Raw genomic sequence first — 23,044 nt, forward strand, 5'->3', positions numbered from 1 at the left:
TCACATCCCATACGCTGCTTCGCCCCCGCCGGTCTCCTTGCTCACGCGACGGGCCAGGTACAGCCCCTCGAGCGCGAGTTCGATCGCCCCGGCGCGCTCGCCGTCGGTGTGCGCACCGAGCCGGTCGGCGACCTGGTCGTACAGGTCGGACTCGCCGAGTGACGGCAGGCCGGACAGGAAGTCCCGCGCGGTCACCTGCTCGCCCGTGGTGACCATCCCGCCGCGTTCGAGCGCGTCGACGAGCACGCCGAAGTCGATGCCTCGGAAGTGCGCGCGCACCGTCTCGGCGGTCGCCGTGCGGAGCAGGTGCTCGAGGACGTCGTCCGCGCGGTCCTCCTCGCCCGACTCGAACTCGATCTTGCCGCCGAGCACGTCGACCGCGGTCTCGAGGTCGATCGGGCGCGCCACGGCCTCGTCCTCGCCCTGCCGTGTCGCGCGGTGGACCGCCGCGGCGGCGATGGTCTCGGCACCGGCGATCGCGAACCGCGCGCTGACGCCGCTGCGCTGGTCGACCGCGCTCGACTCGCGGAGCGCGCGGGTGAACCGGGCCAGGATCTCGACGAGCACGTCCGGCACGTCCGCGGTGAACTCGGCCTCCTGCCGGATGACCGCGATCTCGTCGTCGAGCTCGGTGGGGTAGTGGGTGCGGATCTCGGCACCGAAGCGGTCCTTGAGCGGGGTGATGATGCGCCCGCGGTTCGTGTAGTCCTCGGGGTTGGCGCTCGCGACGACGAGCACGTCGAGCGGCAGGCGGAGCACGTACCCGCGGATCTGGATGTCGCGTTCCTCCATGACGTTGAGCATCGCGACCTGGATCCGCTCGGCGAGGTCCGGGAGTTCGTTGATCGCGACGATCCCGCGGTGGCTGCGGGGGATGAGCCCGAAGTGGATCGTCTCGGGGTCACCGAGGCTGCGGCCCTCCGCGACCTTCATCGGATCGACGTCGCCGATCAGGTCCGCGACGCTCGTGTCGGGCGTCGCGAGCTTCTCGACGTACCGGTCCTCCCGACGCCGCCACTCGATCGGCAGGGCGTCGCCCAGCTCCGCCGCCCGGCGCACGCTCTCGGTCGTGATCGGCTCGTACGGGTGCTCCCCGAGCTCGGAGCCGGCGATGACGGGCGTCCACTCGTCGAGCAGGCCGGCGAGCGTCCGGAGGATGCGCGTCTTGCCCTGGCCACGTTCCCCGAGCAGCACGACGTCGTGACCGGCGATGAGCGCACGCTCGAGCTGCGGGATCACCGTCGACTCGAACCCGTGCATGCCCGGCCAGGGATCCCGACCGGCGCGCAGGGCGGCCAGGAGGTTGTCACGGATCTCGGCGCGGACGCTCCGGGCCTGGTGGCCCGAGGCGCGGAGATCGCCGACGGTGGTCATCGTTGGACGCATCACCCCGTCAACGGTACGCCCGCCCCCCGCGGGCGGGCGGTCAGTCGTCGAAGTCGGTGCTGCGGCTGACGGCTTCCCAGGTGTCCGCGTCCGCGCGCAGCGCGTCGAGGGCGGATCGGAAGCCGTCCGACGCGTCGTTGCCGAGCAGGAGCATGAACGGCGGCTCGTCCGACTCGACGGCGGTGATGAGCGCCTCCGCCGCCTTGGCCGGGTCGCCCTTCTGCGTGCCGTGGACGGTGTCGTGTTCCTTCCGGCGTCTGCCGGCGGTCTCGGCGTAGTCCGCGATCGGCTCGGCCGACTGGGTCAGCGAGCGTCCGGCGAAGTCCGTCCGGAACCCACCGGGCTCGACCACCATCGCGGTGATGCCGAGCGGCGCGACCTCAGCGCGGAGCGACAGGGTCAGGGCCTCCATCGCCGCCTTGACCGCGGCGTAGTAGCCGGATCCGGCGGGGGAGATGCGGGCGCCGATCGACGAGATGTTCACGATGGTGCCGGATCGGCGGCCGCGCATGCCGGGCAGCACGGCCTTGATCGTGCGGACGGTCCCGAACACGTGGGTGTCGAAGAGGGTCTGGACGGGTCCTTCCTCGCCCTCCTCGACCGCCGCCCGGTACCCGTACCCGGCGTTGTTGACGAGGACGTCGACGGCGCCGAACCGGTCCTCCGCGGCCCGCACGGCGGCGGTGACCTGCGCGTCGTCCGTGACGTCGAGCGCGAGCGCGAGCGCGGAGTCGGGGTGGTCGCGGGCGATGTCCTCGACCTTCGTCACGTCGCGCGCGGTGACGACGGCGTTGTGACCGTGGGCGAGCACGGCCCCGGCGAACGAGCGCCCGAGTCCGGTCGAGCAGCCGGTGATGAGCCAGGTGGCCATGGTGGGTCCTTCCGTGGTGGTGGAGATGGTGGTCGTGGTGGTGGACCCGGCGCCGCCGCGGGGTCAGACCCAGTGCGGCTGCGCGACGACTCCGTGCGGGTCGACCGACGCGGCGACGCGGCGGAGGCGGGCGGTGTTGTCCCCGCTCACACGACCCGCGGCGCGTAGGCCTCGGCGAGGCGGTCCATGAGCGCGTCCTTCTCGGGGTCGACCTGCTGGCGCTCGGGGTGCGCGTCGTACCAGGCGACGATCTCGCGCGCGCCCTGCCGGAACGTCGTGCGCGCCGCGAACCCGGGCACGAGCGTCCGGATCTTGGCGTTGTCGAACACCATCGTGTTCGCCTTGTCGCCGATCACCCCCGCACCCCACGCCGCGTCGTTGGCGAGGATCGCCTCGGTCGGCACGTGCACGAGCTGCGGCTCCGGCGCGCCCGCAGCGGCCGCCACCTCGCTGAACAGCTGGTTCCACGTCGGGGTCTCGTCGCCGGTGATGTGGAACGCCTCGCCGATCGCCTCGGCGCGGTCGAGGACGCCCGTGAACCCGACGGCGAAGTCGCGGCTGTGGGTGATCGTCCAGAGCGAGGTGCCGTCGCCCGGGACGACGACCGGCTTGCCGGCCCGCATCCGGGCGATCACGGTCCAGCCGCCGTCGAACGGGATGAGCGTCTCGTCGTAGGTGTGCGAGGGTCGGACGATGGTCATCGGGAAGTCGTCGTCCCGGTAGGCCTGCAGCAGGAGCTCCTCGCAGGCGATCTTGTTCCGCGAGTACTCCCAGTACGGGTTCTTCAGCGGGGTCGACTCCGTGATCGGCAGGTGGGTCGCCGGCGTCTGGTAGGCCGACGCGGAACTGATGAAGACGTACTGGCGGGTCCGTCCCGCGAACACCTCGATGTCCTGACGGACCTGGTCCGGCGTGAACACGACCCAGTTCACGACCACGTCGAACTGCGCGTCTCCGAGCGCCGCCTCCAGCGCCTCCCGATCGGCCGTGTCCGCGGTCAGCCGGGCGACCTCGTCGGGGATCGCCCGCAGGTCGCTCGATCCGCGGTTGAGCACGGTCACGTCGAACCCCTGCCGCACGGCCTCCCGCGTGCAGGAGGCGCTGATCGCGCCGCTCCCGCCGATGAACAACACCCTGGCACCCGTCATCGTCCGCTCCTTCGCGTCCGCGCCCGTGGTCCGGGCGCACGCTCCCAGCCTGGCACCCGCCGGGAGGCACGGTCCAGGTCCGGCGATCGGGCCCGGCGCGGTCCGGCGCGGCGCGGTCCGGCCCGGGCGCAACGGGAAGGGGTCCAGCCGACGTCGGAGAGCCGGAGCGGGGTAGCGTCACTGCCGTGCTCCACCGCTCCACCTCGCCCTCACGGGTGCTCCGTCCCGGCCTCGTCCTGGTCGGCCTGCTGCTCGTCGCCGCGAACCTCCGCGCCGGGATCACGTCGGTCGGGCCGGTGCTCGCCGACGTGCAGCAATCGGTGCACCTTCCCTCGGCGACGGCGTCGGCGCTCATCAGCCTGCCGTTGCTCGCGTTCGCGGCCGTCGCACCGGTCGCGCCCGCGATCGCACGCGCCCTCGGGATCGAGCGCACGCTCGGGGTGTCCTTGGCCGCCCTGGCGGTCGGGATCGTCCTCCGCTCGGTGCCCGGACCGGCGTTGCTGTGGGTCGGCACCGTCCTGCTCGGCGTCGCGATCGCGGTGGTGAACGTCGAACTGCCGGCGCTCGTCAAGCGGGACTTCCCCGACCGCATCGGGCAGGTCACCGGCGCCTACTCCGCCGTGCAGTCGACGTTCGCCGCGATCGCGGCCGGGATCGCGGTCCCCGTCGCCGGGTCCGACGGCTCGGGCTGGCGGCTCGCGCTCGGGCTCTGGGCGGGTCTCGCGCTCGTCGCGCTGGCCGTCTTCGCGCCGCAGCTCCGGGCCCGGACGGTCCTGCCGCCGACCGCGGACGACGTCGCGCTCGACGACGTCCGGCGCCCGGACCCGACCCACCGGTCACCGTGGCGCTCGGCGCTCGGATGGCAGGTCACGGCGTTCATGGGCCTCCAGTCGGTCGGCTACTACGTCGTCATCACGTGGCTGCCGACGATCGAACGCACCGCCGGGGTGAGCGCCGCCGCGGCGGGCGTGCACCAGTTCCTCCTCAACGCGTTCGCCATCGCGGGCAGCCTCCTGTGCTCCGCCGCGCTGCCGCGGTTCCGGGACCAGCGCATCCTGGCGTCGGTGAGCCCGCTGTTCTTCGTGGCGGCGATGGCGGGACAGCTCGTGGACCCGCACCTCGCCGCGGTGTGGGACAGCCTCATCGGTGTGTCCGGTGGAGCGTGCATCGTGCTGGCCCTGTCGTTCTTCGGCCTCCGCACCGAGCACCACCGACAGGCGGCTGGGCTGTCCGCGATGGCGCAGACCGTCGGGTACCTGTTGGCCGCGGCCGGACCGATCGCCGTGAGCGCCCTCCACGACGCGGTCGGTTCCTGGCGACCGGCACTCGTGGTGCTGCTCGTGCTCGAGGTCGCGCTCGCCGGGCTCGGCCTGCTCGCCGGGCGCCGCCGGGTGATCGGCTGAGGCTCCCCGCCCTGGTGACCAGCACGACGGCTGCCGGCACGGCCGTCAGGTGAACTGGATCGGCGTCCCCACCGGCAGGGTCGCGAGCGCGGCGGTCATCGCGGCGGAGATCCGGACGCAGCCGTGGGAGCTGCCCGTGGGGTCCGGGTAGTAGTGCAGCGCCGTCAGGGCGGAGTTCCCCCCGTACCCGGGAAGCAGGGCGGAGTGCGCCCCGGTCAGGGCGATCGGGTGGCCCTCGGTGTACGCGATCCTCGTGTCGACGTAGTCCGCCTCCATGTACGTCGAGGTGGCGGCGGGCGTCGGATCGGTCGGTGTGCCCAGCCGGGCGGCCTCGCTCGTGGCCGTCGCACCGCTCTCGGTGACGATCGCGATCGTCGAGGTCGCGTTGTCGACCCGGATCATCCGGTCCGTCCGGGTCAGGGTGAAGTCGGCCGCCCGCGCCCACGCGAAGGTCGCGCTCGGGGCGGTGGCCACACCGTTCGTGCCAGGGGTGCTCTTCCGGGACGGCGTGGACACCAGGACCATCCCGCCGTCGGCACCGGGGGAGCGTCCCCAGACCGCCGTGGCCGCTGGCCGGTTGACGGTCGGCACGGTGGCGCCGAGCGCTGCGATCGGCGCGCTGTCGGCGGCGGGGCTGGCGTACAGCGGCACGAGCGCCTGCCTCGGTGTCGCGATCTCCCACTGGTTCGCGGGGTGGGCCGTGGTGCCGTCGAGCAGGCCGGGGATGACGGCGTCGTAGTACGCCAACGGCAGCGCCGCGAGCGCCTGGGGACCGACCGGCGGCGGCACGGCCGCGAGGGTGGGTGTCGGCGCGGGCGTCGGGGTGATGCGGCGTGCCTCGGCGGTGGGGGTCGTCGCGGGCGTGGCCGGACGACCGTGGGTGACGCCGACCCCGATGCCCACCGCGACGAGCCCGACGACGACGACGCCCACCGCGACGAGCAGCGGACGCTGCCGCCGCCTCGACCGGGAGGCCCGCAGCGCGTCGGCCTGGTCGCCCGGCTCGTCGACGTGATCGGTCGTGTCCACTGTTCCCCCTCCGGCACGAGGGGCCCTCGACCCTCGTGCGCCAGGTCCATTGTCGTCCGCGGGTGCCCCGTCGTCCGCCGCCGCTCCGGACGGTCAGGCGGGACGGAACCGGCGGAGCCGCAGACTGTTGCCGACGACGAACACCGAGGACGCGGCCATGGCGGCACCCGCGATCATGGGGTCGAGCAGCCCGGCCATGGCGAGCGGGAGCGCGGCGACGTTGTACGCGAACGCCCAGAACAGGTTGCCGCGGATCGTCCGGAGTGTCCGTCGGCTCAGGGCGATCGCATCCGCCGCGGCCGCCAGGTCACTCCGGACCAGGACCACGTCCGCGGCGTCCATCGCCACGTCGGACCCCGTGCCCATCGCGATGCCGAGGTCCGCGGCGGCGATCGCGGCCGCGTCGTTCACACCGTCCCCGACCATGGCGACGACCGCCCCGGCACGTTGCAGGTCGGTCACGGCGCGGTGCTTGTCCTCGGGTCGCACCTCGGCGACCACCTCGTCGATGCCGACCTCGGTGGCGACGGCACGGGCGACCTCCTGCCCGTCGCCGGTGAGCAGGACCGTCCGGAGACCCATGCGTCGCAACCGCTCGACCGCGGCGCGACTCGTCGGGCGGACCGCGTCGGCGACGAACACCAGGCCGAGGACGCGGCCGTCGCGTGCGACCGCCACGACGGTCCGCCCGGTCGCGGTCGCCCGTTCGACGCCGGCCACGAGTGCTGCCGGCAGGGGTGTCGCTCCGAGCCCCGTGACCCACGCTGGACGACCCACGCGGACCACGGCGCCGTCGACCACGGCCTCGACGCCGGATCCCGCGGTGGAGCGGAAGGCCGAGACGGCCGCAGCGGTGTCGTGACCCGCGCGCTCCACGAGCGCGCGCGCGACCGGGTGTTCGGACCGACGTTCCACGGCGGCGGCCAGGGCGAGCACGGTCTCCTCGTCGGTCCCCGTGCCGGGCGCGAGCACGACCTCCCGGACCTGCATGCGACCGGTGGTGACGGTGCCGGTCTTGTCGAGCACGACGGTGTCGACGCGCCGGGTGACCTCGAGCACCTGCGGGCCCGTGATGAGCACCCCGAGCTGCGATCCACGGCCGGTCCCGACGAGCAACGCCGTGGGCGTGGCGAGACCGAGGGCACAGGGACAGGCGATCACGAGCGTCGCGACGCCGGCGGCGACCGCCGGACCGGTTCCGGCCCCCATGGCGAGCCAGCCGACGAGCGCGACGAGCGCCAGGCCGATCACGACGGGGACGAACACCGCGGAGACCCGGTCGGCGAGCCGTTGCACGGACGCCTTCCCCGTCTGGGCGCGGACGAGGAGGCGACCGATCCGCGCGACCTCGGTGTCGGCGCCGATGCTCGTCGCAGCGACGACCAGGGCCCCGCCGACGTTCACGGTGGAGCCGGTCACGGCGTCACCGACCGCGACCTCGACGGGCACCGACTCGCCCGTCATGATGCTCGTGTCGACGGCGGAGGTCCCCTCGACGACGACACCGTCGGTGGCGATCCGGTCGCCGGGACGGACGACGAACCGGTCGTCGACGCGGAGCGCCGTGGTGGGCACCTCGACCTCCCGACCGTCGCGCAGCAGGCGGGCGGTCGGGGTGCCGAGGTCGAGGAGCGCCCGCAGCGCGGCCCCCGAGCGACGACGGGCCCGGAGCTCGGCCACGCGGCCGGCGAGCAGGAACACGGTCACGACCGCGGCCACCTCGGCGTAGGAGTGCGTCCCGGCCCCGTCCCGGCCGGCGAGACCGGCCACCAGGGACCAGACCGACCAGAGCAGGGAGGCGGTCACCCCGAGCGACACGAGCGTGTCCATCGTCGCGGCGCCGTGTCGAGCGTTCACGACCGCCGACCGGTGGAACGGCCACGCGCCCCACGCCGCGATCGGGAGCGCCAGCACGAGCGCGACCCAGGTCGACCCGGGGAACGGCAGGACGGGCACCATCGACAGCGCGACCACGGGCAGGGCGAGCGCGGCGGAGACAGCGAGTCGGCGGCGCAGGGGGAGGGCGGGGTCCCGCTCCTCGTCGTCCGGTTCGGGCAGGTGCGCGTGGTACCCGGCGGCCTCGACCGTCCGGATCGCGTCGGGAACCCCGATCTCCGGCGGGAGGAGGACCGTGGCGGTCTCGGTCGCGTAGTTGACGCTCGCCGCCACGCCGGGCAGCTTGTTGAGCTTGCGTTCGATGCGGTTCGCGCACGATGCGCAGGTCATGCCCTCGATCGCGAGTTCGACCGGTGCGGCGGTGTCGCTCATGCCTCCGCCAGCGCGTACCCCGCGTCGTCGACGGCGGCCGCGACCTCGGCGTCGCCGAGCGGACGCTCGCTCGTGACCGTCGCGGTCGAGATCCCGCCGACCTGCAGGTCCACCACGACGCCGAGGACGCCCGGGAGCTCGCGGAACGCCTCGTCGACGCTCATGACGCAGTGCTCGCAGGTCATCCCGCTGATCCGGTAGTCGGTCGTCGTCGGCTCGGCCATGCTCGTCTCCCTCGGTCATCGCGATACCCTGGCGGGGTACCGCACCACGATACCGCCACCGACCGGGAGGCACGGCATGACCGACGAGACCACGCACCACCACGGGTACATCTCCGCGAAGGACGACTACCTGAAACGGCTCCGGCGCATCGAGGGGCAGGCGCGCGGCCTGCAGCGGATGGTCGACGAGGAGCAGTACTGCATCGACATCCTGACCCAGGTCTCCGCGATGACGAAGGCCCTGCAGTCGGTCGCCCTCGGACTGCTCGACGACCACCTCGCGCACTGCGTCGCCGACGCCGTCGCGGAGGGCGGCGATGCCGCGGACGAGCGCATCCGAGAGGCATCGGCGGCGATCGCGCGACTCGTGCGCTCCTGATCGGGCGCGGCCGCCGGTGACGGTGGTGCTCCCTACGCTGCGGTCCGTGGCCGAACCGGTGGGTGTGTGGTGGGCGCGACGGCAGTGGTCGCGCGGGCGCGAGGTGCCCTACGCCGTCGGTGAGTTCCGCGAGGCATGGCGTTCCTTCCCGGTCCTCGTGCGTCAGTACCACCCCGACCGCAACAGCGGCATCGTCCTCAGCCAGATCCCGCCCGCCGCCGACGTCTTCCTGTGTTGGGAGTGTGACGCGGGCCACGTGTTCGTCGCCACACCGAGCGAACAGCGGTCCCGTCCCGGCCGCGAGCGCCGGCGGTCCTCGTGGTGTCCCGAGTGTGCCGCGCAAGCCCGACCCCGCGGACCGCTGACCCTGCTGCACCCCGCCGTGGTGCCGGCCACGGGTCCGGACGGAGTCACCGGGCCGGCATCCGACGCACCACGTGCTCCCGCTCCGCTCGCGACGCGTCCGGCTCGACCCACACGTCGTGGCCGGGATGTCTGCACCCGGACCCCCGACCTCCCGGCGGGGACCCCGTTCCGCAGTGCGTGCGCCCCGCGCCCGGCGTCCGCGGTGGAGGCGCAGCTGCGTGCCGACCTCCGCGCGCGGCTCGAGCACACCGAGGGCGACAACGCGGTGCGTCTCGCCCGACCCTTCTTCGACCACCTTGAGGCGTGGCCCGACGTCGTGCTCCCGGAGCTCCGCGTCGCGATCGAGTACGACTCGACGGGACGCCACGGTCTCGAGCACGTGGGCCGCCGTGAGGACGCCGACCGCCGGAAGGACCGTGCCCTCCGAGCCGCGGGGTGGGAGGTCATCCGCATCCGGACCGGACGGCTCCCGGCACTCGGGCCGCACGACATCGAGGCCGGCGGGTGGTCCCGGCGGACGCTCGCCCGGCTCGTGGACGAACTGCGGGCGGTGCGCGGGGACCTGCTCGTCGACGCCTACCTGCGCGACTGACACCGGGCACGGTCCGCACGGGGCCCGAGATCAGGTCCGGAGCGCGACGGCCTCGCTCACCCAGCGCGTGTAGAGGTCCCACGGCGCCGGCTGGCCGTCCGTCACGCGGCCGACGTGCTGGCGGAGGTCGTCCTCGATCCTGAACCACTCCGACCCGGGGTACCGCAGGTGCGCGAACTGGTGGTGTCGGGCGCGTTCCAGGGCGCGCCCACCCCGTTCGAACCCGAGGAGTTCCTCGTGCCAGAGCCGGGCCAGCCGCTGGCGGGGGTTGGCGGAGGTGCCGATCTTGATGCGCTCCTCGAAGCGGATGTAGTAGACGACGTCGACGCGTGGCGGACGTGCCTCGCCGTCGGGCACCGCCCCGACGCGCCACTCGCACACCCCGCAGACCCACCCAGACGGATACCGCACGCCGGTCCGTGCTCCGCAGGCGGCGCACGGCGCGGGGAGGACGTCGTCGACACCGCCCGTGGCGCCGGCCCACTCGGCCGCCACGGCCAGGTGCTGCGCGCAGAGCGCGACGGGCGCGTCCGGAGGGACCGGGCGGCGGCAGGACGAGCCGCACACCGGACCCGCACAGGCGGCCGCCCGTGTTCCCCGCGAGCGTCGCGCGGCGGTACCGTGGCCACGGTCGTCGATCCCGTCGTCGTTCGTCACCCTCGCACGGTACGGCGGACCCCCGACGCGACGGCGCTCCCGCACGCGATGTGCACGGCACGGCGGTCCGTTCCACTCCACTCGGAAACGGCTGGGAATCGGATTGCCGTACGGAGTCCAGGAAGGCCGACTCCCGCGGAAACACGGGGACCGGGAAAGCATACCGAGTATCCTTTTCCTGAACCATGCTCACGCATGGTTGTATGACGGCCATGGGGAAGATCTGGGAGTTCGGTCGGCGCACGAGCGGCAGCGCGGGGGAGGCGCTCCTCACCGCCGCTGACCGCGCGTCGCTCGCGACCGTGTCGGGCGCGGTCACCACGGCACGACCGTGGTTGCACTTCTGGTACTGCGACACCGAGCGGGACGCCCGAGCAGCGGCCGACCGCATGCGCGAGTCCGGATGGGGCATCCGTCGCCTCGGCCGGGCCGTCGGTGAGGACGGATGGGCCGTGATCGCGGTCCGCACCGTCTCCGTGATCGACGAACGCACGGTGTCCGACGCCCGGCGGTTCTTCACCGACCTGGCCCGTCACCACCACGGTGACTACGACGGCTGGGAGTACGGCGTCGACGCGCCCGCTCCCTCGCATGCACTTCGGCTCTGACGACGACGTCGACCGACCACGACACCGCTGATCGCGACCGGGCCCGAGGCGGCCGCGCGCGGCGGGGAGCGCGGCGCCGGGAGGTCCTCCGGCGCCGACACGCGGAAGCGGCGGCGCGCACAGCGCGCCGCCGCTTCCCTACGCTGTCCCTCGTGCAGCTGTTCCTGATCCGCCACGGGGAGACCCCCACGAACGTCGTCAAGCGCCTCGAGACCCGCGTCCCGGGTCCGGACCTCACCCCGACGGGACGCGAGCAGGCCGACGCCCTCGCGGCATCGTTCGTGAGCCGCCGGCTGGACGCCGTCTACGTCTCACCGCTCGTCCGGACGCACCAGACCGCGGCCCCGCTCCTCCAGGGGCGTGACCTGGTCGCGGTGGAACTCCCGGGCCTGCTCGAGATCGAGGCGGGTGAGCTCGAGGGTCACGACGACCGTGCCGCCGTCGAGCGGTACCACGGCACGATCGGTGCGTGGGTCGCGGGGGACCTCGACCGTGCGATGCCCGGCGCCATCACGGGCCGCGCCTTCCTCGACCGATTCGACGGTGCAGTGGAGCACATCGCCACCGCCGGCGACGAGGTCGTGGTCGCAGTGAGCTCGGGCGCGGCCATCCGGGCGTGGGTCGGCCTCCGGGTGGACAACGTGGACCTCGCGTTCGTGGCCGACCACGTCCTCGGCAACACGGGTGTCGTCGAGCTCCAGGGGTCACCGGACGACGGGTGGACCTGCGTCGCCTGGGAGGGTGCCGGAGTGACCGCGGGCGCGACCGACGCGGCCGGCGGCGTCATCTGACCGCGGCTGGCGGGGTCTGACGACGGTCGGAGACCACTCCTCGGCGACCCATGCCGCGCCTCCCGGCCGACGCCGCCCGCGACCCGAGTCGACGAGCCTGGAGAGGGTCCGGGCGCGACCCGAACGCACCCGGACCCTCCGGTGCCCGGCGTCGCGACGTGCGACGGGGCGTCCACGCGGACGATCGCGCCATGACCCGAACACGGCTCGGTCGCCCTGTGGGCCCGCCTGGTGGCGGGCTGGTCCAGTGTCGATCGCGGTCCCGACGGGTGCAGGGGGGAAGCATCCACCAGGAGCGCGTGCATGACCGACGCTGGAGGTCTGGCTCACGGCACGGGCCGACCCTTCCGTCGGCGCTGCCGGAGGACGACAGCGCCGACCGCGGCCTGGAGCAACCCTGCGGCGACCGCGGCGAACGGAGCGAGGTGCCCCGTGGACGGCGCGAGCGCGAGGAGTCCGGACGCCGCGGTGGCGGCGCCGATCGCGGCGACGACGACCGAGATGCGGCGTGGTGTCGCAGCGACCCTCCGCACGACGACGGCGGCTGTCACCGCCGCGGCTCCCGCCGTCACCATGAGGCCGGCCTCCACGACCCCGGCCGACGCGATCGGCGGCGAGGGCAGCAGCGGCACGACCCCGACCAGGAGGCCGGCGCCGCCGAACACGGCGAACGAGACCCGCCCGATCCACGACCCACGGACGGCGTCCCATGCGCCGCCGTCGCCGAACCCGAGCACGAACGCGGCCATGAAGGTCGCGGCACCACCGAGCATCGCGAACGACGCCTGACCGGACGGTCCGGTGGGACCGGCGAGCTGGGCGATGACGCTGAGCAGGGCGCCCACCACCAGCGCGGTGCCGCCGAGGAGCATCGTGCTGCTCCGCGGTGCGGTGACGCGCGCTGTGGTCATGTCGGCTCCGGGTCGGTCGGCGGTGGACGGGGACGACGCCGGTACCACCCCTGAGACCACGACACCGGTGCCGTTCCGTCCGATCACCAGCAGCGTAACGGCAAAACCGTACTGTTGGGTATGCTTCTTGGCCCCACTCCGGGGGTGTCGGTCCGGCGGCGCTCGGGGAGGACGGGGGTTCGACCCCAAAACGGGGGACGCAGCCCGTCCCCGTGTACCGCTCCGCCCATGGACCGGGCAGGCGCGGACCCCGGACGGCGGGACGTCCCGCTCCTCGCGATCCGCGGCACTCCGGGCGCGCGGGCAGCACGACGGCGAGGGCGTGGTGCCGCACGACACGCGTCGTGTACCCCGCGCGAGGTGCACGTCGCCGTCGGGGCGGCGCGACCGTGTGGAACGGGTGGTGTCGCGACGGACCGCTGCCCCATACGATGCTCATGACCGCCACCGAACGTACGTCCAGTACGCGAACCCGAGAGACCGACCTGTCCCCTCACGCGCATCTCCTCCCGGGAGCCCTGGTGCACCGCCGTCAGCTGACGGAGGTGCTGCTCACTGCGCTCGAGCGGACGAGCGACAGCACCTTCGTGGCGGACGTGCACTGGCCGAGGCGGCACGCGTACTTCGGACCGTGGGGCACGGACGACGTCGCCGTCGGACCCGCGCTCGCGCTCGAGACGCTCCGTCAGACCGCGATCGCACTCGCGCACCTGCACCTCGGGGTGCCGTTCGGACAGGCGTTCGTGATGGAGTCGATGCGCGTCGAGGTCGCCGACGACGCGGTCCGCCGCTCCGACCGCCCCGGATCGCCGACCATCGACGTCGTGGTCTCGGAGCTCGTCGAGCGCAAGGGCGTCGCCGCGTCCTACGACTCGATGCTCACGGTCCGCGACGGCGACCACGTCCTCGCCCGCGGGGGCGGTCGTGCCCGCACCATCCCCGGACCCGTGTACCGCCGGATGCGCGAGGGCGCGCCGTCCTCAGCGGACGTCGATCGCCTGCCGCCTCGCCCGAGTCCGGCCGCGCACGGGCTGGTGGGCGCGCCGACGCCGGACTTCGTCCTGCTGTCCGGTGCCGCGGGCAGCGACGCGTTCGAGCTCTCGCTCGACGCCACGAACCCGGTGTACTTCGACCACCCGCTCGACCACGTGCCGGGCATGGTCGTGCTCGAGGCCGCGCTGCAGGCCTTCCGCGCCCACGCGGACGATCCGACGCACACGCCCCGCGAGGTCACGGTCGAGTTCCTCGCCCACGCGGAGCTCACGAGTCCCGTGACGATCACGCTCGAGCGCGAGGACGGCACCGAGGTCGCGGTCCTGTGCCAGGACGGCGTCGTCGTGTCGCGCGTCCGCGCCTCCGCCTTCCCCGGCTGAGTCGCACTGCCCCGCTGAGCGGCACTGCCCAGCTGAGCGGCACTGCCCAGCTGAGCGGCACTGTCCGGCTGAGCGGCACTGCCCGGCCTCGTCGCACCGCCCGGCCGAGCCGCACCGCCCGACAGAGCGGTGCCGTGGGGCGTGCGGTCAGACCGCCGAACGCATGATGCGGGCCGGGAGGTCCGCCACGAGCGGCTGCCGCTCGGCCGGCACGAGCGCGGGGATGAGCAACATCGTCCACATGTTCTCGAGCTGCTGGAAGAGGTCCTCGCGGCTGTGCAGGATGTCCGAGACGAGCTGCACGCCCGTGTACGCGGGGATGAGGAACGCCGCCAGGCGCGTGGGGTCCACGTCGGCGCGGATGTCGCCCTCCTCGACCGCCGCCGCGATGAGCCCCTCGACCGTGTGGATCCAGCCCGCGTACGGCGCCTCGCGCTCGAGACCGTTGCCGCCGGCCTCGGTGGTGAGCCGCACCCCGGCGGACACGACGACCTCGTCCTTCATCTGCTGGGCGAAGGTCTGCGACATCCACATCATCCGCTCGAGCGCGGTGCGTCCGAGCAGGAACACCCGCTCGCCGTACGACTGCGCGATCTCGTACTGCAGCTCGATGACCGCGTTCGCCACCTCCTCCTTCGACTTGAAGTGGTGGTAGAGCGCACCCTTGGTGACGCCCGCCTCCGAGGCGACGACGTCGAGCGACGCGTTCGCGTACCCGCGCTGCTCGAAGATCGTCGCGGCGCTCCGGACGATCTTGTCGCGCGTGACGACGGCGCGCTCCTGCTGGGCCATGGTGTCCCCTCCGACTCCCAACGGCCCCGACGGCCGCTCCGACATGGTAGCCACGCTCAGGTCCTGTTACCGTCCGCACGACACCCCTCGACGTGAATGGATGGCCCCCAGCGTGCAATCGTCCCCCGAAATGTCCTCCTCGCTGTCCTCCTCGACACCTGTCGCGGTGACCGGTCCGCTCGGGTTCATCGGGCGACGCGTCGTCGACGCGCTCGTGGCGGAGGCCGTGCCGGTCCGCGGTCTCGTGCGTCGTGCGGTGCCCGAGAACGCCGCCTTCTCCCCGGTGTCCGGGGACCTGCTCGACCCGGAGGCCGTGGCCCGCCTGGTCGCGGGTGTGCAGACCGTCGTGCACAGCGCGGTCGCGATCGGCGGGGACGACGACGCCGTCCGCCGCACGAACGTGGACGGCACGCGCATCGTCGTCGAGGCGGCGGCCGAGGCAGGAGCGCGCGTGGTCCTGGTGTCCACCGCGGCGGTGTTCGGCTCCGGGCCGCACCGGGGCGGTCCGCGTCCGGGTGCGACGCCCGAGTCCGCGACCTCCGTGAGCCGTGCGGAGGCGGAGCGGTTGGTCCTCGCAGCTGGCGGAGCCGTCGTCCGCCCGAACGTCGTCCACGGGGTGGGGGACCGATGGGTGTTCCCGTCGGCGCTGCGCCTCGTCACGGCCCTGGGGGCGGTTCCGGACACCGCGGCGCGGGTGAGCGTCGTGCACGTCCGGACACTCGGCCGCCGCATCGCGGCCGCCGCCCTCACGCGCGCATCGGGCGTCGTCCCCGTCCACACCGATCCGCCCGTGGCCGCGGGCGAGGTCGTGGTCACCGCCGCCGAGGTGCTCGGCCGCTCCCTGCCCCCGGTCGTGTCCGTGGAGGAGTTCCGCGATCGCGCCGCCGGTCGGGGCCTCAGCTCCCACCAACTCGCGATGCTGCTCGACGACGCGTGGTTCGACGTCGCCGACCCGGAGCCACTCGGCACGCTCGAGCTCGACGCCGAGGACCGCGACTGGTACCGGTCCCTCGCGGGGTGAATCCGGCCGGCGTCACTCGCGACGCCGAGCCAGCGCCGCGTCGATCGCGGTCGCGCCGAGGGACACCACGGCGACCACCACGAGCACCCAGCCCGCCGCCGCCGGGGTCAGCGCGCCGGGGTGGACGGGTCGCGGGACCGCCAGGAACACGACCGCCGTGATGCCCGCGAGCGCCCCGAGCACCGTCCAGACCGTTCGACGGACCAGACCGGCGACCAGGCGTCGGTCGCGTCGGTCGGCGAGCACACGCACGTTCACGTTGAGGTGACCGGTCTCGAGGGCTTCCCCGATGCGGTCGACGCGGCGGGGCAGGCGCCGGAGTCCGGGCAGCACCGCGAGTGCCTCACGGACGAGGAGGTCCCGGACCCCGGCGGGGGTCACCTGGTCCCGGATCTGGTCGCGGGCGAGCGTCCGGGCCTCCTCGAGCAGGTCGAACGCGGGCGTGACGGTGCGTAGCGTGCCCTCGAGGATCGCGAACGCCCGGGCGGCCGCGACGAACTCCGCGGGGACCGCCATGCCGTAGCGGCCGAAGACCTCGACGGCGGCGTCGACCGTGTCGATCCCGATGCGGGCTCCGGGTCCGAGCTCGTCGACGACGAACGTCGCGATGTCCCGTCGGAACGCCGGTTCGTCCACGGGGTCGGCGAGCGGGGCGAGCCGGAGCACCCCGTCGGCGATGCCGCGCGTGTCGGACTGCAGGTAGGCGACGAGCAGTTCCTGGACGGTCTCGCGCAGGGTGAGGTCGAGCCTCCCGACCGATCCGAAGTCGACGAGCGCCGGCCGCCCGTCGGGCATGACGAGGATGTTGCCGGGGTGCAGGTCCGCGTGGAAGACCCCGTCGACGACCACCTGCCGGATGAAGGCGCGGACCACGGTCCGCATCAGTGGTTCCAGCGACGCGGTGTCGGCCCCGTCCGCGCGGGCCGTCGCGAGCGTACGACCGTCGAGGAACTCCATGACGAGCACGCGGCGGGAGCTCAGCTCGTCGACGAGCTCGGGCAGGTGGAGTTCCGCGGCACGACGACTGCGCGCCTGCGTCGCGCGGAGTGCGGCGAGGTTCGTCGCCTCGCGGCCGAAGTCGACCTGCCGCACGAGGTCCGTCGCGTACTGGGCCGCGGCGTCCTCCACCCCGAGCCGACGTGCCTGGGCGGAGGTGCGCGCGAGGAACCGGGTGACCCGCAGGGCGATGTCGACGTCGCGGCGGATCACGACCGCGACGCCGGGTCGCTGCACCTTGACCGCGACGGTCCGGCCGTCCCGGAGGCGGGCACGGTGGACCTGCGCGATCGACGCGGCCGCGACCGGGACGGGATCGAACGCGGCGAACACCTCGTCGACGGGCGCACCGAGCTCCTCACGGAGGAGGGCCGCGACCGCGTCGGCCGGCGCGGGGGTGACGTCCTCCTGGAGATCGGCGAGGGCGGCGCGCCACTCGTCCGGCAGCAGGTCGTCACGCGTCGAGAGCAGCTGACCGATCTTGACGAACGCGCCGCCGGCCTCCTCGAGTGCGCGCCGCAACCCGGTCGCCTGCTCGACCCGGAGACCGGCCGTTCCCGGGGACCGCGAGAAGTCGAGGCGGCCGAACGGCAGCAGCCCGTTGCGCCGAGCGATGCCGAGCAGCTCCGCGAACCGGCGAGCACGGTCGCGGAGCGTCCCCGTCGCGGTGTCGTCGCCCTGGGCGAGGTCGGCCAGGCGCGGCAGGGTCGCTCGTCGGTCCGTCACGACCCGATCCTGGACCGCGACCCTGAGCACGGACGACACGGCGCAGCGGCGACACGGCGCAGCGGCGACACGGCGCACCGGCGACACGACGCCCGCACCGGGACTACCGTCTGCGGCACCGCGCCCGAATCGTTCCGGCGCGGGGAGAGGAACGACGTGTTCGAGGCCGAGAACATCCGCGACTGGATCGGGCAGCCGGTCGTCGACGCCGGCGACGACCGGATCGGCAGCCTGGAGAGCATCTACTTCGACACCGCGACGTCGCAGCCGGCGTTCGCGAGCGTCCAGATCGGTCTGATCGGTCGGCAGCGACTCGTGTTCGTGCCCCTCGACGGCGCCACCGTGTCGCCCAAGCACCTCAAGGTGACCTACGACAAGAAGCTCGTCAAGGACGCGCCGTCCATCGACACCGACGGCGAGCTCGAGGCGTCGGTCGAACCGACGCTGTACCAGCACTACGGCCTCGTGTACCAGGCCGGTGCGGGCGGCGAACGGCGACTCGGGCGCCGCTGACCCCGACGACCGTCGAGCGGGCCCTGGACGTCCCCCCACATCGGCACGTCCATCCGGCCGCTCGACGGCCGTCGCACGGCCGGAGCCGCGCCTGTGCTCGAAGTCTCCCACAGGACGCCCGTCCTGGGAAATCGACGGGAACCAGGCCGGGGCGGCGTCCCTCATCGCTCCTGCCACTACGGTGGTCTGCCATGGGCATGCGTGAGGACCAACGCCGACGCACGAGGGACGCCATCCTCGAGGCCGCAGCCCTGGAATTCGGGGAACGCGGCTACCAGGCGACGACCTACGCCTCGGTAGCGGCCAGGGCGCAGGTGGCGAAGAGCCTCGTCAGCTACCACTTCGCGTCGAAGACCGACATGGTCCAGGCGATCATGGACGTGTCCTTCACGCAGGAGGGCGTGTTCGCCGCGCTGCCGGCCGCCGATCGTCCCCCGTTCGACGAACTCGCCCTGTCGACCGTCTTCGTCGCGATGCAGGAGCAGTCGGACCCCATCGGTCGGGCCGTCGTGCGGCTCGAGCGCGAGGCCGAACTCATCGACATCGACCTGCCGGTGCCGTACGTCGGGTGGATCCAGTTGTGCGCGACCACGCTGCAGCGCGCGGTCGACATCGGGGACGCCCCGCCCGAGGTCGACATCCCGTTCGAGGCGCACCTGATGGTCGCCGGGTTCGTCGGCCTCCACGAGCTCGCTGAGTCGCTCGGCGAGTACGAGGGCTTCGTCGCCCGGGCCGTGTCGAACGCGCTCGACCGCTACGCGACGCTCGGTGCCACCCCCGCGGCCCTCGCGTCCGCCACCGAACGCGCGATCGAGGCGATGGAGGAGGCCGGGTGCGACGACGTCGACCGCATCCGTCGTCGGCTGCGGCGACTGGTCGGCTGACCGCCGCCCACGATCGTCACGCGGGCCGGGAGGCGTAGCATCGGTCGCCCCGCCGCCCCCGTCCCCGCTTGGTGAGGTCCCCATCCTGCTCTGCCGTCCGCTGGCCGTGATCGCCGCATCCGCCGCCCTGTCCGTCGTCGTCATCGGCACCGCCGACCCCGGTGCGGGACCGGCCGCGTCGGCGGCCACCGTGGTGCCCGCTTCCACCGCGCACCACGGTGCGCGCGCCGGTCGCGACGGTCTGCCCCCGCGCGGAGCGGAGTACGTCGCGCTCGGCGACTCCTACGCCGCCGGCTACGGCCTGCCACATGCGACGGGGGACCCGGTCCCGGCCTGCGGCCAGTCATCCGAGGACTACCCGCACCGCATCGCGGCCAGCCTGGACCTCCGGCTCGTGGACGTGACGTGCGCGGGGGCCACGAGCGCCGACGTCGTCTCCCGACGCCAGAACGGTGCCGCACCGCAGGTCGACGCGCTGAGCGACCGGACGCGGCTCGTCACGCTGTCCATCGGCGGCAACGACGCGGGGCTGTTCGCGACGGCGTCCTCGTGCGTCGCCCTGTCCCGACGCGGACCCGTGCTGTCGGGGGCGGACGTGCCGAACTGTCGCAGCCGCCTGGTCACCGACGGGACCGACGCGCTCGCGGCGGCCGTCGAGGGTCCCGTCACCCGTGGCATCCGGTCGGCGGTGCGTGCGGTGCGGACGGCCGCGCCGCACGCCCGACTCGTCGTCGTCGGGTACCCCACGATCTTCCCGGACGCCGCCCACACACCAACGGCGGGTTGCTTCCGCGCCGCGCTCGACGCCGCGAGCCTGACCGGGTCGTTCCCGCGCGATGCGTTCCCGTTCACGGACACGGACGTCCGCTACCTCCACGGCGTGCAGCAGCGGCTCGACCGGACGACGCGGGCCGTCGTGCACCAGGCCGGTGGGACCTACGTCTCGATGCTCTCCGCGACGGCCGCCCACTCACCGTGTTCGAGGACCCGGCCGTTCGTCCGGGGGATCACCCTGTCCGCCTCGTCCGGCCTCCGGGACGTCGACCTCGTACCCGGGGCGCTGCATCCGAACGCAGCGGGTGCCGGAGCGATGGCCACGGACGCCGGACGCCGCATCCGCGCCGTGTACGCGGAGGCCGCGGCACGGGCCCGGGAGGCACGGGCCAGCGCGTCCGCGCAGGCGCGGGCGTCCGCGTCGGCAGCGGCTCGTGCGGCCGCCGCTCGGTCCTCCGCCGACGCGGGCCGGCTGGCGATCGGCGCGGGGGTGGTCGGCCTCGGCGCTGTCGTGGTCGTCTGGGCGTTCGTGCGTCGTCGACGTCGTCCCGACGGGTCGTGACGGCCGTGGTGACGAGCGCGGGCATCGTGCTGTACCGACCGGCCGCGGCATCGGTCGCTCGTGGTGCCGCCGACCCGGAGATCGACACCGAGGTCTTCGTCGCGCACATGGCCGGCCCGTTCTGGCGGCGGCGACCACGGGCGTGGTCGTTCCCGAAGGGCGAGTACCTCGACGAGACACCGCTCGACGCCGCGCGGCGCGAGTTCCACGAGGAGATCGGCGTCCCCGCACCGGACGTGCCGTACGTCGAACTCGGCACGTTCCGCCAGGCCTCGGGCAAGCGCGTCACGCTGTTCGCGGGCGCGTCGGACCTCGTCGTGGAGACGGTCCGGAGCACGACCTTCCTCGTCGAGCTCCCGCGGGGGTCGGGCCGGATGGTGTCGTTCCCCGAGGTGGACGACGCCCGGTGGACGAGCGTCGCCGCGGCACGGACGGACCTCGTGGCGGGTCAGGTGCCTGCGCTCGACGCCCTGCTCACCCTGCTCCGTCGCGAGGAGGCGTAGCGCCGACGAGAGGGGCGGCGAGAGAGGCGTCGCGCCCACGAGAGGGGCGTCGCACCCGAGAGAGGCGTCGCGCCCACGAGAGAGGCGGCGCGCTCAGGACGAGGGCCGCACACGACCGGACACGACCCCGCCGCGGACGTGCACGGTGAGGGTGCCGCTCTCGCTCTGCGTCACGAGGGTGACGGATCCGGTGAGGGCGTCGGCACGGGGGAAGCACGACGTGCTCGCCGTCCGACCGTCCGCCGTCGCGAGCAGGCAGACGAGCGACGCGTTCGTCCCGACCGCCGCGTACACGTCCCACGGCGTCTGGGCGTCGTCCGCGGACAGGGAGCGGTTCGTGAACACCAGGCGTGTGGAGTGCAGCCGCACGGGAGCCGAGACCGCTCCCGGGATCTGGTCGGCGAACGTCTGCGGCGCCGAGAGCAGCGCCGCGAGGGTGCGTTCCCCGTCGCTCGTGGCGGCCGCGACCGACGGTCGTGACCGCTGTTGGTCGATCGTCGTCCCGACCAGTGCACCGACGCCGAACGACGCGAGTGCGGTGCCGACGATCGCGACGAGGCCGACACGGCGGAGCCGGACCGGGAGGCGGCCCCACGCTCCTCGCCTCGGCGCGCGACCGGAGCCGGAGCCGCTGGACCGCCCGTCGTCGAGCGCGGTCACCGGTGCGACGTCGCTCGCCCGGGCCGAGGTCGGGTCGGGCGGTGCGGGGGCAGCGGCGCCCGCACCGGACGGGAGCCGGTCGGCAGCCATCGGCATCGAGTCGGTCCGGTCGGCGCCGGTCGGTCGAGCATCGCGCGTCTCGGCGACGACCGGCCGGCCAGGCGCGAGGTCGAGGGCATCGAGCGCCCGGCGAGCGGCCTGCGCCTCGGCGGGCGTGGCGTCCGGCCCGTACGCGATCGCCTGCAACGCCGCGCGGCGCCGGCCCGGCTCCGGGCCTGCGCCGCCGACCCCGTCATCGAGTGCCGACATGTCCTCCGCCGTTCGTCCCACCCATCCTGCTCCGTGGAGCGGCCCGCGGAGCGGCCGGGGTCAGTCCTCGGCCTCGGTGGCCTCCAGGTCGGCGGTCCGGGCGTCGTCGTCCGTGAGCGCGTCGTCCGCGGGCGCGGCATCGCTGTCGAAGGACAGGTCGCGCTCCAGCCGTTCCGCGGTGACCGGCTCCCCGTCGACGATGGGCGGTTCCCACTCGCGGTCGCTGCCGCTCGTTCCGTCGTTGCTCATGACGCCTCCTCGTCCGCGTGGCCGGGGCGCCCACGCTGAGCGCTCCTCGCGCCGACGGTAGGCGCGGCCCGCGACCCCCGTTCCCAGGGACGTCGTCGTCGCCGTCGGCCTAGGCTCGGCGACATGACGGAACCAGGGCACGACCAGCGCGACCCGGCTGCGGCTGCCGAGGCGGCAGCGGCGAGCACCTCCGACAGCGTGCTGCAGGGCGACCTCACCCGGCCGATGAGCGAGGACACCCAGTCGGGTGCGGCGGACTACGTGGCCACGAACACGGGCGGTGTCTCCGCCGAGCGCCGCAACCCGCTGCCGGACGAGGAGCAGGGACGGGGCACGGAGTACGACCCGGTGGACCAGGGCCCGCAGCAGGAGGGTCAGGGCGGCTGATCCCGTTCCGCGGGAGCGACGGCTGCCCGCGCGCCGCGGACCACGTTCAGCGGACTCCAGGCAAGATCACGGCATGACCGCTGCCTCCCCGCGCACCCCGGCCACGGTCGCACTCGACCGTGCCGGTGTCCCTTACACGCCGCACGTGTACGAGCACCACGAGACGGCGACGAACTTCGGCGCCGAGGCGGCCGCGGCGCTCGGGCTCCGCGAGGACCAGGTGTTCAAGACGCTCGTCGTCCAGGTCGACGAGCAGCTCGTGGTCGCGGTGGTCCCCGTCGCGAACCGACTCGACCTCAAGGCGATCGCGAACGCGGTCGGGGGCAAGAAGGCGTCGCTCGCGGCACCGGACCTCGCGGAGCGGCGCACGGGATACGTCGTCGGCGGCATCAGCCCCGTCGGACAGCGCACCACGCTCCGAACCGTGCTCGACGCGTCGGCCGAGGACTACGCCACGATCTTCGTGAGCGGCGGACGGCGGGGGTTCGACATCGAACTCGCGCCGCGAGACCTCCTCGCGGTCACGGCGGGCGCGACGGCCGCGATCGCGCGGGACTGAGCCGGCCCCGTGGCGACCTCCTCGCGGACCTGAGTCGTGTCGACGCAACTTCTTCCCGCACCCGGGAATGGCCGGGGCACCTCTGCGTTGTATTGAGTCGGAC

General features: G+C 73.8%; 25 protein-coding genes. 13 read left to right on the plus strand and 12 right to left on the minus strand.

What is annotated here, in order from left to right:
- The 3 genes from DEI94_RS08015 to DEI94_RS08025 form a co-directional block, all read right to left on the minus strand.
- A complete protein-coding gene (locus DEI94_RS08015; RefSeq protein WP_111009331.1) occupies nucleotides 1–1,386 on the minus strand; it encodes a magnesium chelatase ATPase subunit I in 1,386 nt (461 codons plus the stop codon).
- Nucleotides 1,387–1,426: 40 nt separating this feature from the next.
- Nucleotides 1,427–2,257: an oxidoreductase gene (locus DEI94_RS08020; protein WP_111009332.1), complete on the minus strand. Its 831-nt coding sequence runs from the start codon at nucleotides 2,255–2,257 to the stop codon at nucleotides 1,427–1,429.
- A 146-nt stretch (nucleotides 2,258–2,403) separates the two neighbouring features.
- Complete coding sequence (locus tag DEI94_RS08025; RefSeq protein ID WP_111025579.1) at nucleotides 2,404–3,405, minus strand: SDR family oxidoreductase; 1,002 nt, start codon at nucleotides 3,403–3,405, stop codon at nucleotides 2,404–2,406.
- A gap of 185 nt (nucleotides 3,406–3,590) precedes the next feature.
- Here DEI94_RS08025 and DEI94_RS08030 point away from each other — a divergent pair, with 185 nt between their 5' ends.
- Nucleotides 3,591–4,808: an MFS transporter gene (locus tag DEI94_RS08030; RefSeq protein ID WP_111025580.1), complete on the plus strand. Its 1,218-nt coding sequence runs from the start codon at nucleotides 3,591–3,593 to the stop codon at nucleotides 4,806–4,808.
- 45 nt (nucleotides 4,809–4,853) lie between these two features.
- Here DEI94_RS08030 and DEI94_RS08035 read toward each other — a convergent pair whose 3' ends face one another.
- The 3 genes from DEI94_RS08035 to DEI94_RS08045 all read right to left on the minus strand — a co-directional run bounded on the left by DEI94_RS08035 (nucleotide 4,854) and on the right by DEI94_RS08045 (nucleotide 8,329).
- Nucleotides 4,854–5,837: a L,D-transpeptidase family protein gene (locus DEI94_RS08035; protein ID WP_111025581.1), complete on the minus strand. Its 984-nt coding sequence runs from the start codon at nucleotides 5,835–5,837 to the stop codon at nucleotides 4,854–4,856.
- Nucleotides 5,838–5,930: 93 nt separating this feature from the next.
- Nucleotides 5,931–8,105 (minus strand): heavy metal translocating P-type ATPase, encoded by a 2,175-nt coding sequence (locus tag DEI94_RS08040; RefSeq protein WP_111025582.1) that lies wholly within the window; start codon nucleotides 8,103–8,105, stop codon nucleotides 5,931–5,933.
- A complete protein-coding gene (locus tag DEI94_RS08045; protein WP_111025583.1) occupies nucleotides 8,102–8,329 on the minus strand; it encodes a heavy-metal-associated domain-containing protein in 228 nt (75 codons plus the stop codon). Before DEI94_RS08045 ends, DEI94_RS08040 begins: the two co-directional genes overlap by 4 nt.
- Nucleotides 8,330–8,405: 76 nt before the next feature.
- Between DEI94_RS08045 and DEI94_RS08050 the strand changes: the two genes are divergently transcribed.
- Entirely contained in the window at nucleotides 8,406–8,708 is a 303-nt protein-coding gene (locus tag DEI94_RS08050; protein ID WP_111009011.1) for a metal-sensitive transcriptional regulator, read from the plus strand.
- Nucleotides 8,709–8,754: 46 nt separating this feature from the next.
- The gene (locus DEI94_RS08055; RefSeq protein ID WP_111025702.1) at nucleotides 8,755–9,666 is read left to right on the plus strand and encodes a putative endonuclease domain-containing protein; all 912 of its coding nucleotides are present in this window, start codon (nucleotides 8,755–8,757) and stop codon (nucleotides 9,664–9,666) included.
- Between the two features lie 30 nt (nucleotides 9,667–9,696).
- Here DEI94_RS08055 and DEI94_RS08060 read toward each other — a convergent pair whose 3' ends face one another.
- Complete coding sequence (locus DEI94_RS08060) at nucleotides 9,697–10,323, minus strand: GIY-YIG nuclease family protein (protein WP_502869637.1); 627 nt, start codon at nucleotides 10,321–10,323, stop codon at nucleotides 9,697–9,699.
- 203 nt (nucleotides 10,324–10,526) lie between these two features.
- Here DEI94_RS08060 and DEI94_RS08065 point away from each other — a divergent pair, with 203 nt between their 5' ends.
- Both DEI94_RS08065 and DEI94_RS08070 read left to right on the plus strand, forming a co-directional pair.
- Entirely contained in the window at nucleotides 10,527–10,931 is a 405-nt protein-coding gene (locus tag DEI94_RS08065; RefSeq protein ID WP_181435093.1) for a ribonuclease E inhibitor RraB, read from the plus strand.
- Between the two features lie 152 nt (nucleotides 10,932–11,083).
- Complete coding sequence (locus DEI94_RS08070) at nucleotides 11,084–11,722, plus strand: histidine phosphatase family protein (RefSeq protein WP_111025584.1); 639 nt, start codon at nucleotides 11,084–11,086, stop codon at nucleotides 11,720–11,722.
- Between the two features lie 326 nt (nucleotides 11,723–12,048).
- Here DEI94_RS08070 and DEI94_RS08075 read toward each other — a convergent pair whose 3' ends face one another.
- Nucleotides 12,049–12,633: a hypothetical protein gene (locus DEI94_RS08075; protein WP_146249409.1), complete on the minus strand. Its 585-nt coding sequence runs from the start codon at nucleotides 12,631–12,633 to the stop codon at nucleotides 12,049–12,051.
- Between the two features lie 437 nt (nucleotides 12,634–13,070).
- Between DEI94_RS08075 and DEI94_RS08080 the strand changes: the two genes are divergently transcribed.
- Nucleotides 13,071–14,006: a ScbA/BarX family gamma-butyrolactone biosynthesis protein gene (locus tag DEI94_RS08080; protein WP_502868528.1), complete on the plus strand. Its 936-nt coding sequence runs from the start codon at nucleotides 13,071–13,073 to the stop codon at nucleotides 14,004–14,006.
- A 147-nt stretch (nucleotides 14,007–14,153) separates the two neighbouring features.
- Here DEI94_RS08080 and DEI94_RS08085 read toward each other — a convergent pair whose 3' ends face one another.
- The gene (locus tag DEI94_RS08085; protein ID WP_181434812.1) at nucleotides 14,154–14,798 is read right to left on the minus strand and encodes a ScbR family autoregulator-binding transcription factor; all 645 of its coding nucleotides are present in this window, start codon (nucleotides 14,796–14,798) and stop codon (nucleotides 14,154–14,156) included.
- Nucleotides 14,799–14,964: 166 nt separating this feature from the next.
- Here DEI94_RS08085 and DEI94_RS08090 point away from each other — a divergent pair, with 166 nt between their 5' ends.
- On the plus strand, nucleotides 14,965–15,819 hold the full coding sequence (locus DEI94_RS08090; RefSeq protein ID WP_181441704.1) for an NAD-dependent epimerase/dehydratase family protein: 855 nt from the start codon (nucleotides 14,965–14,967) through the stop codon (nucleotides 15,817–15,819).
- A gap of 12 nt (nucleotides 15,820–15,831) precedes the next feature.
- Here DEI94_RS08090 and DEI94_RS08095 read toward each other — a convergent pair whose 3' ends face one another.
- Nucleotides 15,832–17,541 carry an ABC1 kinase family protein gene (locus DEI94_RS08095; protein WP_181441705.1) on the minus strand — a complete coding sequence of 570 codons (1,710 nt, stop codon included), beginning with the start codon at nucleotides 17,539–17,541 and terminating at the stop codon, nucleotides 15,832–15,834.
- A gap of 156 nt (nucleotides 17,542–17,697) precedes the next feature.
- Between DEI94_RS08095 and DEI94_RS08100 the strand changes: the two genes are divergently transcribed.
- From DEI94_RS08100 to DEI94_RS08115, 4 genes are all read left to right on the plus strand, one after another.
- Nucleotides 17,698–18,054 carry a PRC-barrel domain-containing protein gene (locus DEI94_RS08100; protein ID WP_111009335.1) on the plus strand — a complete coding sequence of 119 codons (357 nt, stop codon included), beginning with the start codon at nucleotides 17,698–17,700 and terminating at the stop codon, nucleotides 18,052–18,054.
- Between the two features lie 191 nt (nucleotides 18,055–18,245).
- Nucleotides 18,246–18,938 (plus strand): TetR family transcriptional regulator, encoded by a 693-nt coding sequence (locus tag DEI94_RS08105; protein ID WP_111009018.1) that lies wholly within the window; start codon nucleotides 18,246–18,248, stop codon nucleotides 18,936–18,938.
- Between the two features lie 106 nt (nucleotides 18,939–19,044).
- Complete coding sequence (locus DEI94_RS08110) at nucleotides 19,045–20,274, plus strand: SGNH/GDSL hydrolase family protein (protein WP_146244854.1); 1,230 nt, start codon at nucleotides 19,045–19,047, stop codon at nucleotides 20,272–20,274.
- The gene (locus DEI94_RS08115; RefSeq protein WP_258376448.1) at nucleotides 20,271–20,777 is read left to right on the plus strand and encodes an NUDIX hydrolase; all 507 of its coding nucleotides are present in this window, start codon (nucleotides 20,271–20,273) and stop codon (nucleotides 20,775–20,777) included. The genes DEI94_RS08110 and DEI94_RS08115 overlap by 4 nt, the downstream gene beginning before the upstream one ends.
- 93 nt (nucleotides 20,778–20,870) lie before the next feature.
- Here DEI94_RS08115 and DEI94_RS08120 read toward each other — a convergent pair whose 3' ends face one another.
- The gene (locus tag DEI94_RS08120) at nucleotides 20,871–21,746 is read right to left on the minus strand and encodes a hypothetical protein (protein ID WP_146249411.1); all 876 of its coding nucleotides are present in this window, start codon (nucleotides 21,744–21,746) and stop codon (nucleotides 20,871–20,873) included.
- Nucleotides 21,747–21,806: 60 nt separating this feature from the next.
- The gene (locus tag DEI94_RS08125; protein WP_111013338.1) at nucleotides 21,807–21,995 is read right to left on the minus strand and encodes a hypothetical protein; all 189 of its coding nucleotides are present in this window, start codon (nucleotides 21,993–21,995) and stop codon (nucleotides 21,807–21,809) included.
- A gap of 123 nt (nucleotides 21,996–22,118) precedes the next feature.
- Between DEI94_RS08125 and DEI94_RS08130 the strand changes: the two genes are divergently transcribed.
- Both DEI94_RS08130 and ybaK read left to right on the plus strand, forming a co-directional pair.
- Nucleotides 22,119–22,382 carry a hypothetical protein gene (locus DEI94_RS08130; RefSeq protein WP_111009022.1) on the plus strand — a complete coding sequence of 88 codons (264 nt, stop codon included), beginning with the start codon at nucleotides 22,119–22,121 and terminating at the stop codon, nucleotides 22,380–22,382.
- Between the two features lie 73 nt (nucleotides 22,383–22,455).
- A complete protein-coding gene (ybaK, locus tag DEI94_RS08135; protein WP_111025590.1) occupies nucleotides 22,456–22,941 on the plus strand; it encodes a Cys-tRNA(Pro) deacylase in 486 nt (161 codons plus the stop codon).
- The last annotated feature ends 103 nt before the right edge of the window (nucleotides 22,942–23,044 follow it).

The sequence above is a fragment of the Curtobacterium sp. MCBD17_040 genome (assembly GCF_003234805.2).
In the GTDB taxonomy this organism is placed as follows: domain Bacteria; phylum Actinomycetota; class Actinomycetes; order Actinomycetales; family Microbacteriaceae; genus Curtobacterium.

What these genes read in the sequence shown, in the direction of transcription:
- DEI94_RS08075 (WP_146249409.1), bottom strand. Translation starts at nt 12,633, where the DNA reads ATGACCACAGCGCGCGTCACCGCACCGCGGAGCAGCACGATGCTCCTC.
- DEI94_RS08125 (WP_111013338.1), bottom strand. Translation starts at nt 21,995, where the DNA reads ATGAGCAACGACGGAACGAGCGGCAGCGACCGCGAGTGGGAACCGCCC.
- DEI94_RS08040 (WP_111025582.1), bottom strand. Translation starts at nt 8,105, where the DNA reads ATGAGCGACACCGCCGCACCGGTCGAACTCGCGATCGAGGGCATGACC.
- DEI94_RS08025 (WP_111025579.1), bottom strand. Translation starts at nt 3,405, where the DNA reads ATGACGGGTGCCAGGGTGTTGTTCATCGGCGGGAGCGGCGCGATCAGC.
- DEI94_RS08105 (WP_111009018.1), top strand. Translation starts at nt 18,246, where the DNA reads ATGGGCATGCGTGAGGACCAACGCCGACGCACGAGGGACGCCATCCTC.
- DEI94_RS08045 (WP_111025583.1), bottom strand. Translation starts at nt 8,329, where the DNA reads ATGGCCGAGCCGACGACGACCGACTACCGGATCAGCGGGATGACCTGC.
- DEI94_RS08015 (WP_111009331.1), bottom strand. Translation starts at nt 1,386, where the DNA reads ATGCGTCCAACGATGACCACCGTCGGCGATCTCCGCGCCTCGGGCCAC.
- DEI94_RS08085 (WP_181434812.1), bottom strand. Translation starts at nt 14,798, where the DNA reads ATGGCCCAGCAGGAGCGCGCCGTCGTCACGCGCGACAAGATCGTCCGG.
- ybaK (WP_111025590.1), top strand. Translation starts at nt 22,456, where the DNA reads ATGACCGCTGCCTCCCCGCGCACCCCGGCCACGGTCGCACTCGACCGT.
- DEI94_RS08120 (WP_146249411.1), bottom strand. Translation starts at nt 21,746, where the DNA reads ATGTCGGCACTCGATGACGGGGTCGGCGGCGCAGGCCCGGAGCCGGGC.
- DEI94_RS08065 (WP_181435093.1), top strand. Translation starts at nt 10,527, where the DNA reads ATGACGGCCATGGGGAAGATCTGGGAGTTCGGTCGGCGCACGAGCGGC.
- DEI94_RS08130 (WP_111009022.1), top strand. Translation starts at nt 22,119, where the DNA reads ATGACGGAACCAGGGCACGACCAGCGCGACCCGGCTGCGGCTGCCGAG.
- DEI94_RS08080 (WP_502868528.1), top strand. Translation starts at nt 13,071, where the DNA reads ATGACCGCCACCGAACGTACGTCCAGTACGCGAACCCGAGAGACCGAC.
- DEI94_RS08020 (WP_111009332.1), bottom strand. Translation starts at nt 2,257, where the DNA reads ATGGCCACCTGGCTCATCACCGGCTGCTCGACCGGACTCGGGCGCTCG.
- DEI94_RS08050 (WP_111009011.1), top strand. Translation starts at nt 8,406, where the DNA reads ATGACCGACGAGACCACGCACCACCACGGGTACATCTCCGCGAAGGAC.